At 71.6% G+C, this 9905-nt stretch carries 8 protein-coding genes and 2 tRNA genes; 8 read left to right on the forward strand and 2 right to left on the reverse strand.

Translation table 11 applies throughout. The annotated features are described in order from the left end of the window. Positions 1-2395: aminopeptidase N (gene pepN / locus PLP61_RS10090; protein WP_324502582.1), on the reverse strand; the 2395-nt coding region annotated here is incomplete at its 3' end. Positions 2396-2480: 85 nt separating this feature from the next. Between pepN and metG the strand changes: the two genes are divergently transcribed. Next, complete coding sequence (gene metG / locus PLP61_RS10095; RefSeq protein ID WP_324502583.1) at positions 2481-4289, forward strand: methionine--tRNA ligase; 1809 nt, start codon at positions 2481-2483, stop codon at positions 4287-4289. 3 nt (positions 4290-4292) lie between these two features. Here the strand turns inward: metG and PLP61_RS10100 are convergent, their stop codons facing one another. Continuing rightward, positions 4293-4655 carry a YrdB family protein gene (locus tag PLP61_RS10100; protein WP_324502584.1) on the reverse strand — a complete coding sequence of 121 codons (363 nt, stop codon included), beginning with the start codon at positions 4653-4655 and terminating at the stop codon, positions 4293-4295. Positions 4656-4702: 47 nt separating this feature from the next. Here PLP61_RS10100 and PLP61_RS10105 point away from each other — a divergent pair, with 47 nt between their 5' ends. The 7 genes from PLP61_RS10105 to tig all read left to right on the forward strand — a co-directional run. Further along, the gene (locus tag PLP61_RS10105; RefSeq protein WP_324502585.1) at positions 4703-5719 is read left to right on the forward strand and encodes an App1 family protein phosphatidate phosphatase; all 1017 of its coding nucleotides are present in this window, start codon (positions 4703-4705) and stop codon (positions 5717-5719) included. A gap of 33 nt (positions 5720-5752) precedes the next feature. Further along, the gene (locus PLP61_RS10110) at positions 5753-6259 is read left to right on the forward strand and encodes a ribose-5-phosphate isomerase (RefSeq protein WP_324502586.1); all 507 of its coding nucleotides are present in this window, start codon (positions 5753-5755) and stop codon (positions 6257-6259) included. Further along, on the forward strand, positions 6252-7097 hold the full coding sequence (locus PLP61_RS10115; RefSeq protein WP_324502587.1) for an Fpg/Nei family DNA glycosylase: 846 nt from the start codon (positions 6252-6254) through the stop codon (positions 7095-7097). The genes PLP61_RS10110 and PLP61_RS10115 overlap by 8 nt, the downstream gene beginning before the upstream one ends. A gap of 31 nt (positions 7098-7128) precedes the next feature. Next, positions 7129-8232 (forward strand): SpoIIE family protein phosphatase, encoded by a 1104-nt coding sequence (locus PLP61_RS10120; RefSeq protein ID WP_324502588.1) that lies wholly within the window; start codon positions 7129-7131, stop codon positions 8230-8232. Between the two features lie 85 nt (positions 8233-8317). Further along, positions 8318-8388, forward strand: a tRNA-Gly gene (locus PLP61_RS10125). Positions 8389-8413: 25 nt separating this feature from the next. After that, positions 8414-8486: transfer RNA gene (locus PLP61_RS10130), tRNA-Pro, on the forward strand. 60 nt (positions 8487-8546) lie between these two features. Then, a partial coding sequence (gene tig / locus PLP61_RS10135) for a trigger factor (RefSeq protein WP_324502589.1) occupies positions 8547-9905 on the forward strand: 1359 nt, incomplete at its 3' end.

Genomic DNA, 9905 nt, shown 5'->3' on the forward strand with positions numbered 1-9905 from the left:
GGAACATCCCCTCCAGAGCCGTCGAGGCGCGCTGGGTCCCCTTCTCCTCCCAGATCGTCTCGGCCACGGCGAGGTACTTCTCGAGGTACGGCGCGAGCAGCTCGGCCTGGTCGGCGACGGGGAAGGCGTAGGCGATCTGCCGCTGGGTCTCGTTGGCGACGTCGTCACGCTCCACCGCGTCACGCCACGCCTGGGCCTTCGCCTCGGGCGTAGGCCTCACCGTCAGCGCCATGGCGGCGTGCTCCTGCCCGGAGATGGTGCTGTCCCGGGCCAGCTCCTCGGCCACCCGCGCCTCGTCGGCACGGCCACCTCGGGCCAGCGCGGTGAGCAGGGTCCAGCGCAGGTCTGCGTCCACCTCCAGGCCGGGCAGGCTCGTCGAGCCGTCCAGCAGCCCCGCCAGGAGGTCGAAGGCGTCGTCGGAGCGCGCGGCCGCGGCGTACGCCCGCACGAAGGCCAGCTGGTGGTCCGAGCCGGCCTCGGCGGCCTCGAGCAGAGCGCGCACGCCGGTCTCCCACCGCGCCTGCAGGGCCGGGCGGTTGGCCGGGCTGGAGTAGAAGTTGACCGCGATCCGCACGTAGCCGGGCAGCCGGCTCACGGCGGTCGTGTCGGACTCCGAACCGATGCCGCGGAGCACCAGCTCGACGAAGTCGGTGGTGCTCATCTCGGCGTCCCGCGTCATGTCCCACGCGGCACCCCACAGCAGTCCCCGGGCGAGGGAGTCGCCGACGCGGTCGATGTCCGCGACCGCGGTGGCCAGCGACCGGTCGTCCAGACGGATCTTGGCGTAGGTGAGGTCACCGTCGTTGAGCAGCACCAGGTCGGGCTGCCGCTCGCCCACGAGCTGCGGGACGTCGGTGGTGGGCCCCTGGACGTCGAGCTCCACAGCGGTACGCCGGGTCAGCCGGCCGTCGTCGAGGTCGTAGAGGCCGATCGCGACCCGGTGCCGCCGGAGCGTCGGGAACTCCGGGGCCGCGGTCTGGGCGATCGAGAACGAGCGGTACCGACCCTCGGCGTCGAGCTCGAACACCGGGCTCAGCGTGTTGATCCCCGAGGTCTGCAGCCACTCCTTGGCCCATCCGTCCAGCTCGCGCCCCGACGCCGCCTCGAGCGCGGCCAGGAGGTCGCTGAACTCGGAGTTGGCGAACTCGTGGGCCTTGAAGTAGGCCCGCAGGCCGGCCAGGAACTCCTCGATCCCGACCCACGCCACCAGCTGCTTGAGGGTCGAGGCGCCCTTGGCGTAGGTGATGCCGTCGAAGTTCACCTCCACCGCCTGCAGGTCGTAGTTGTCCGCGGCGATCGGGTGGGTGGAGGGCAGCTGGTCCTGCCGGTAGGCCCAGTTCTTTCGCGCGTTGACGAACCCGGTCCAGGCCTCGGTGAACTCCGTGGCGCTGACCATCGCGTGGTGGCTGGCCCACTCGGCGAACGACTCGTTGAGCCACAGGTCGTCCCACCACTTCATGGTGACCAGGTCACCGAACCACATGTGGGCCATCTCGTGCAGGACGGTGTTGGCGCGCTGCTCGTAGAAGGAGTGGACCTGGCGCGAGCGGGGGAGGTACTCGTCGCGGTAGGTGACGCAGCCGGCGTTCTCCATCGCCCCCATGTTGTACTCGGGCACGTACGCCTGGTCGTACTTGCCGAACGGGTAGGGGTAGTCGAAGGCGTCCTCGAAGAAGGCGAAGCCCTGCTTGGTGATCGTGTTGAGCTCCTCGTGGTCCAGGTGCTCCGCGATCGACTGGCGGCAGAAGTGGCCCAGCGCGATGGTGCCGTGCCGGCCCTCGTAGGTGTCGTAGACGGCGTGGTAGTCACCCGCCACCAGGGCGGTGATGTAGGTCGACATGCGCGCGGTCGGGGGGAACCGCCACACCCCGGTGCCGTCGCCGGCGTCCTCCGGCGTCGGCGTGAGGGAGTTCGAGATCACCACCCAGTGCCGCGGCGCGGTGACGGTGAAGGTGAAGACGGACTTCAGGTCCGGCTGCTCGAAGGTGGTGTACACCCGGCGTGCGTCGGGCACCTCGAACTGCGTGTAGAGGTAGACCTTGTCGTCGGCCGGGTCCACGAACCGGTGCAGACCCTCGCCCGTGTGGCTGTAGGGAAGCTCGCAGAACACCCGGAGCTCGTTCTCCGCGGCCAGGTCGTCGAGCTGGATCCGGTGGTCGCGGTAGACCTCGAACGGCTCGAGGGCCGTGCCGTTCAGGGTCACCTCGTGCACCGTCGCGCCGTGCAGGTCGGCGAACGTCGAGGCGCCGGGCTCGGAGCACGAGAACCGGATCACGGTCGTGCTCTCGAAGACCTTGTCGGACACGGTGAGGTCGAGGTCGACGGAGTAGGAGTCGACGGAGAGAAGCGCACCGCGACGGGCCGCCTCCTCCCGGGTCAGGTTCGTTCCAGGCATGCCCGGCATCATGTCACCCGGCGGCCTGCCTGCCGCAAGTCGTGCAGCGGTTCGTCGCGTGCGACGGCACCCTAGGATTCCGCCCATGACCCGTGTCCTGTCCGCAGTTGCCTGGCCGTACGCCAACGGTCCGCGCCACATCGGCCATGTGGCCGGCTTCGGCGTGCCCTCCGACGTGTTCAGCAGGTACATGCGGATGACCGGGCACGACGTACTCATGGTCTCCGGCACCGACGAGCACGGCACCCCGATCCTGGTGGCCGCCGACAAGGAGGGCGTCAGCCCCGGTGAGCTGGCCACCAGGAACAACGCGATCATCGTCCAGGACCTGGTGGACCTGGGCCTCTCCTACGACCTCTTCACGCGCACCACGACCGGGAACCACTACCGGGTCGTGCAGGAGCTGTTCACCACGGTCCACCGCAACGGGTACATGGTCGAGCAGACCACGAAGGCGGCGATCAGCCCGTCGACGGGCCGCACGCTGCCGGACCGCTACATCGAGGGGACCTGCCCGATCTGCGGCTACCACGAGGCCCGCGGGGACCAGTGCGACAACTGCGGCAACCAGCTCGACGCCACGGACCTGATCGAGCCGCGCAGCAAGATCAACGGCGAGGTCCCGGACTTCGTGGAGACCCAGCACTTCTTCCTGGACCTCCCGGCGCTGGCCGACGCGCTGGGGGAGTGGCTCGACGGGCGCGAGGCGACCGGGCTCTGGCGACCCAACGTCATCAGGTTCTCCCAGAACATCCTCAAGGACATCCGGCCGCGGGCGATGACCCGGGACATCGACTGGGGCATCCCCGTCCCCCTCGACGGCTGGCGCGACGACCCCACCAAGAAGCTCTACGTGTGGTTCGACGCGGTGATCGGCTACCTGTCCGCCAGCATCGAGTGGGCCCGCCGCACCGACGACCCCGAGCGGTGGCGGGAGTGGTGGAACGACCCGGAGGCGGTGTCCTACTACTTCATGGGCAAGGACAACATCGTCTTCCACTCCCAGATCTGGCCGGCGGAGCTGCTCGGCTACAACGGCCAGGGGGAGCGGGGCGGGACGCCCGGCACCTTCGGGATCCTCAACCTCCCCACGGAGGTGGTCTCCAGCGAGTACCTCACGATGGAGAGCAGGCAGTTCTCCTCCAGCCGCGGCCACGTGATCTACGTCCACGACGTACTGGCCCGCTACCAGCCGGACGCGCTGCGCTACTTCATCTCCGCCGCCGGGCCCGAGACCTCCGACTCCGACTTCAGCTGGGCCGACTTCGTGCAGCGCACCAACTCCGAGCTGGTCGCCGGCTGGGGGAACCTGGTCAACCGCACGGCGACGATGATCGCGCGGAGCTTCGGCGAGATCCCCGTCGCCGGCCCCCTGGAGCCCGCCGACGAGGAGCTGCTGGCCGCGGTGGCCGCGGCGTTCGCCTCCGTCGGCGACCTGATCGGACGGCACCGGCAGCGCGCGGCGATCGCCGAGGCGATGCGGGTGGTGGGTGAGGTGAACAAGTACCTCACTGCGACCGAGCCCTACAAGATGAAGGAGGAGTCGCAGCGCGAGCGGCTGGGCACCGTGCTGCACGTCGCCGCCCGGTGCGTGCTGGACTGCAACACCCTGCTCGCCCCCTTCCTGCCGCACTCGGCCAACGACGTGTGGCGCGTGTTCGGTGGCGAGGGGGAGTTCATGCCGATGCCGCGGATCGAGCACGTGACCGAGCTGGACCCCGGTGACGGCGCCGGGCTGACCACCTACCCGGTCATCACCGGTGACTACAGCACCACACCGGCCTGGGCGCCGCGCCCCGTGCCGGTGGGCGCCACGGTCGGCAAGCCCACCCCGGTCTTCAGGAAGCTCGACCCGTCGGTGGTCGACGAGGAGCTGGCCCGCATGGGGTCCTGATACTCAGGACCCCTCGACCCCGGTGGGCGGACCAGGACGGGGCTCGGCCAGGCCGGGCCGGGCCGCCGCGTGAACCAGCATCGTCAGGACGGCGAAACCGACCGCCCAGCCGTGGTGACCCGCGACCCACAGACCCGCCGTGGCCCCCGCGAAGACGAGCACCTTCACCACCGGACGGGCCCCGTGTCCGCCGTACGGCGCCTTCGGTGAGGCGAAGAGCCCCCACGCGACCACGACGAGCGTGGCTGCGGCGAGCGCGAGCAGGAGGCCCCCTCGCCAGGCGCCCCACACCGCGGCCGCGGCGACCGCCAGGACCTCCACCAGGAAGAGCAGGGCCAGGACCAGGCCGGTGCCGAGCTGTGTCACGCGTCCATGATGGCGCCGCAGCGCGGCACCGCCGGTAGCGTGGCGGCGTGTCCCGTCCCCATCCCGCCGCGCTGGTGGAGGACTGCGCCAACCGGGCGCTCGGCGCCACCCTGGCCGCCGCCGGCTGGCGCCCGGTGGTGGTGCCGCACGTCGGTTACGGCAGCGACGACTTCCTGCGGGTCCTCGCCCGGGTGGTGCGGGCCCCGGCCCGGGACCCGCGGACCAGCGCGTCGGCCACGCCGACCGCTCGGCGGGGCTGGCACACCTTCCTCACCGCCGAGGTGACCGGCGCCGAGGTGACCCTCGCTGTCCCGGGGAGCCGACGAGAGCACCTGGTCCGGGCCGACCGGTCCGGCCTGGTGGACGTGCGGATCCCCAACCCCGGCCTCGGACCGGGATGGCACGAGGTGACCGTCCGGGCGGAGGGCTCGGCACCCCGAGCGGTTCCGGTCCTCGTCGTCGCCGGCACCACCGGGGTGGGGGTCGTCAGCGACCTGGACGACACGGTGATCCGCACCTACCTGCCGCGCCCGCTGGTCGCAGCGTACAACGCCCTCCTGGTCGTCGAGACGGCACGCAGGCCGGTGCCCGGGATGGCCGACCTGCTGTCGGCGGTCCGGCGGCGGTACGACGCAGCCCCGGTCTTCTACGTCTCCACCGGTGCGTGGAACGCCGCCCGGATGCTCGGTCGGTTCCTCGAGCGCCACGACTTCCCGTCCGGCCCCATGCTGCTCACCGACTGGGGGCCCACGCAGACGGGCTGGTTCCGCAGCGGGTACGAGCACAAGCGCACCACCCTGCGTCGCCTCGCCGAGGACTTCCCACGGGTGCGGTGGCTGCTGCTCGGTGACGACGGACAGCGTGATCCTGAGGTGTACGCCGAGTTCGCCAGGGAGTACCCCGCCCGTGTGCTGGCCATCGCGCTTCGTCAGCTCGGGATCGAGGAGCAGGTGCTCTCGCACGGGTCGATCGCCGGCCGGCCCGCCCAGGCCCCGGCCGGTGTGCCGGAGGTGCGCGGCCCGGACGGCTACGCGATCCTCGACCAGCTCCGCGACCTCTGGTAGGGGCCGGCGGCCCGGGGTGGGAGAATCCCGCCCATGCGCGTTCACCTCGGCTCCGACCACGCCGGCCTGGACCTGAAGCACCACCTCCACGCCTGGCTCACCGAGCACGGGTACGAGCCGGTCGACCACGGCCCGTTCGTGCACGACCCCCTCGACGACTACCCGGTGTTCTGCCTGCGGGCCGCCGAGGGCGTGGTCGAGGACCAGGAGGCCGGGCTCGAGGCGCTCGGCGTGGTCGTCGGCGGCTCCGGGAACGGCGAGCAGATGGCCGCGAACAAGGTGGCCGGGGCGCGCGCCGCGCTGGTCTGGTCGGTGGAGACGGCCAGGCTGGCGCGTGAGCACAACGACGCCAACGTGGTCTCGGTCGGCGGGCGCATGCACTCCCTGGAGGACATGACCCACTTCGTGGAGGTCTTCCTCACCACCCCCTTCAGCGGCGACGAGCGGCACGCCCGCCGGATCGCCCAGATGCGCGCGTACGAGGCGACCCGTCGGCTGCCGCCCCTGCCCACCTCCGCCGAGCGCCTCGGCGATGCCTGAGGGCCACACGCTCCGCAGGCTCGCCGACGACCTCACCGACGCCTTCGCCGGGCGCCCCGCCGCCGTCTCCTCCCCGCAGGGCCGGTTCGCCGCGGCCGCCGCCGTCCTGGACGGCACGGTCCTCCGTGGGGCCGACTCCGCCGGCAAGCACCTGTTCGTGGAGTTCGACGGCGAGCGCTTCGTGCACGTCCACCTGGGACTGATCGGCAGCTTCGAGGTCGTCCGGGGTGTCGACGAGGTGCCGCCCCCGGTCGGCCAGGTGCGGCTGCGGCTGGTGGCCGGCTTCCCGGGAAGGGCGTACGCCGACCTGCGCGGCGCCACCCGCTGCGACCTGGTCACCGCGGGGGAGCGGGACGCGGTGCTGGCGGGCCTGGGTCCCGACCCGCTGCGTCCCGAGGCCGACCCGCTCCGCGCCTGGGCGCGAGTGGCGCGCTCGGACCGGCCGATCGGCGACCTGCTGATGGACCAGTCGGTGCTGGCCGGCGTCGGCAACGTCTACCGCGCCGAGCTGCTCTTCCGCCACCGGATGCACCCGCTGCGTCCCGGCCGGACCCTGCGCCGAGGCCAGTTCCTGGCCATGTGGGCGGACCTCGTGGCGCTGATGGCCGAGGGCGTCCGCACCGGACGCATCGACACCGTGCGCCCCGAGCACAGCCCCACCGCCATGGGCCGCCCGCCACGGGTCGACGACCACGGAGGCGAGGTGTACGTCTACCGGCGCGCCGGCCAGCCCTGCCACCTGTGCGCCCGCCCGGTGCGGACCGACGTCCTGGCCGGGCGAAATCTGTTCTGGTGTGGCCATTGCCAGCCCACGTTCCGTTCGCGAGCCCTACAGTGAGGCACACCCACGGCCCGAGGACACCGCATCCATGAGTGTTGAGCGTGCGACCGCTCCGTCGGCCGGGCTCACGCGCCTGCGCCGCGCCCGGTTCGCCCTGACCCGTTTCGCCCGGTCCGGGGAGACACGGGTGTTCGTCCTGCTCCTGGCGGCCAGCCTGGGGATCGCTCTGGCCATCGGGCTGTGGCCCACCGTGCTCCCCGTGGCCCTGCTCGTGGTCCCGCTGGCCTTCGGCAACCTCAGCCTGGGCCCCCGGCTGCTGCCCTGGTTCGTGGTCGCCACCCTCTTCGGCCTCGCCCTGGCGACCTCGCGGCTGCCCGAGATCACCACCCAGCTGATCCTGCAGATCCTGGTGGTGTTCGCGCTCGGGCTGATCATCCTGCTCGGCTCGTTCCGGCGCTCCCGGCTCGGCGTCGCAGGCAGCCGCGGGGAGTCGATGCTGGTCGACCTGCGCGACCGCATCAACCGGCAGGGTGGCCTGCCGGACCTCCCCGAGGACTGGCACGTCGAGACCGCCATGCGGTCGGCCGGCGGCTCGCCGTTCGCCGGCGACTTCGTGGTCGCCGCGCGCCCCCACCACGGGGACCGGTTCGACGTGGTCGTGGTCGACGTGTCGGGCAAGGGCGACGAGGCGGGGACCCGGTCCTTGCTGCTGTCGGGTGCGTTCGGGGGCCTGCTCGGCGCCCTGCGCCCGGAGGACTTCCTGCCCGCGGCGAACGACTTCCTGCTGCGTCAGGAGTGGGAGGAGGGGTTCGCCACCGCCGTCCACCTCTCGCTGGACCTGCGCTCCGGCGAGGTGCGGGTGTGGACCGCGGGGCACCCGCCCGCCGTGCAGCTGGCCGCCGGCTCGGGTCGCTGGTCGGTCCACGACACCGAGGGGCCGGTGCTGGGGCTGATCCCCAACGCCGAGTTCACCGGCACGCGCAGCATCATGCGGCACGGCGACGTGATCCTCCTCTACACCGACGGCATGGTGGAGACGCCGACACGCGACATCAGCCTGGGTATCGACCGCCTGGTGGGCCAGGCCGAGCGGGAGCTGCGGGGCAACTTCACCGGAGGTGCGGACCGGCTGGTGGGAAGTCTCGGTGCTCCCGACGACGACCGGGCACTGCTGCTCATCCACCGGCGCTGAGCGGTCTCGGTTGGGGTCTGCCGCACCCGGTGTGGCACGATGACACCCGCGCATTTCGGCTGCTCACGAGGTGGTCGGGTGCCGCGCGGATGTAGCTCAATGGTAGAGCCCCAGTCTTCCAAACTGGCTACGCGGGTTCGATTCCCGTCATCCGCTCTCAGGCCGGCCGACGCCGGTTTGGCGGGGCGTAGCGTAGTGGCTAGCGCGCCTGCTTTGGGAGCAGGAGATCGCAGGTTCGAGTCCTGTCGCCCCGACGTACCACCTGACCGAGACCCGACCACCCCTCGGGCCCGCACAACGATCGGAGACCACCTGTGAAGAGCGCCGTCGAGACCTTGAGCCCGACCCGGGCCAAGCTCACCGTCGAGGTGCCCTTCGAGGAGCTCAAGCCGAGCCTCGACGCCGCCTACCAGCAGATCGCCCGCCAGATCAACGTGCCCGGCTTCCGGCGCGGCAAGGTCCCCCCGATGATCATCGACCGCCAGGTGGGTCGCGGAGCCGTCCTGGACCAGGCGATCAACGACGTGATCCCCAAGATGTACGTCGAGGCGCTCGAGGCCAACGACCTGCAGCCGTTGGCCCAGCCCGACATCGAGGTCACCCGTCTGGAGGACAACGACACGCTCGAGTTCGTTGCCGAGGTGGACGTGCGCCCCGAGATCGCCGTGCCGGACTACCAGGGGCTGGCGGCCCAGGTCGACACCGTCGAGGTGACCGACGCCGACGTGGAGGAGCAGGTCGCGGCGCTGCGTGAGCGGTTCGCCACGCTCAAGGACGTCGAGCGTCCCGCCGCCGACGGTGACTTCGTGGTCATGGACCTGCGGGCGACCCGGGACGGGGAGCCGATCGAGGGCGCCGAGCTGAGCGGCATGTCCTACCAGGTGGGTCGCGGCGGCATGCTGGACGGCCTGGACGTGGCCCTGGTCGGGATGTCCGCGGGTGACGAGCGGACCTTCAGCTCCCAGCTGGTCGGCGGCGACCTGGTGGGCGAGGAGGTCGAGGTGACCGTGTCGGTCAGCCAGGTGCAGGAGCAGGAGCTGCCACCGGTCGACGACGACTTCGCGCAGCTGGCCAGCGAGTTCGACACGGTCGCCGAGCTCGAGGCGGACGTCCGGGAGCGGCTGCTCCGCGGCCGCCGCCTGGAGCAGGCCGCCGCCGCACGCGACGCGGTGCTCGAGGTCCTCCTGGAACAGGTCGAGATCCCGCTGCCGGACACCCTGGTCACCGATGAGCTCAACGCCCGGCGCGCGAGCATCGAGCAGCAGCTCGTTTATGCCGGGCTGTCGATGGAGCAGTACCTGGTCGACGAGAACCAGACGCTCGAGGAGTTCGAGGCCGATCTCGAGCGGCGGGTCCGCGACTCGGTCGCGGCCCAGTTCCTGCTCGACGAGATCGCCACCGAGCTCGAGGTCGGCGTCGACCAGGCCGAGCTGTCCCAGCACCTGGTGCGGCGGGCCCAGCAGTCGGGCCAGGACCCCCAGGAGTTCGCCAACCACATGTTCGAGCACAACCACATCCCCGAGCTGGTCCAGGAGATCCGCCGCGGCAAGGCGCTGGCCACCGTCGTGGAGTCCGCCGCCGTGACCGACTCCGCCGGCACGCCGGTCGACCTGGTGAACCTGCGCCCGGACGGCACCCTCGGCTCCCCCGACGACGAGTCGCCCGAGGCGGAG

The sequence above is a fragment of the Nocardioides sp. genome, from assembly GCF_035429765.1.
In the GTDB taxonomy this organism is placed as follows: Bacteria; Actinomycetota; Actinomycetes; order Propionibacteriales; family Nocardioidaceae; genus Nocardioides.

Bases quoted from the DNA above. Each gene is read 5' to 3' on its own strand.
- metG (WP_324502583.1), top strand. From the start codon at position 2,481: ATGACCCGTGTCCTGTCCGCAGTTGCCTGGCCGTACGCCAACGGTCCG.
- PLP61_RS10110 (WP_324502586.1), top strand. From the start codon at position 5,753: ATGCGCGTTCACCTCGGCTCCGACCACGCCGGCCTGGACCTGAAGCAC.
- PLP61_RS10115 (WP_324502587.1), top strand. From the start codon at position 6,252: ATGCCTGAGGGCCACACGCTCCGCAGGCTCGCCGACGACCTCACCGAC.
- PLP61_RS10120 (WP_324502588.1), top strand. From the start codon at position 7,129: ATGAGTGTTGAGCGTGCGACCGCTCCGTCGGCCGGGCTCACGCGCCTG.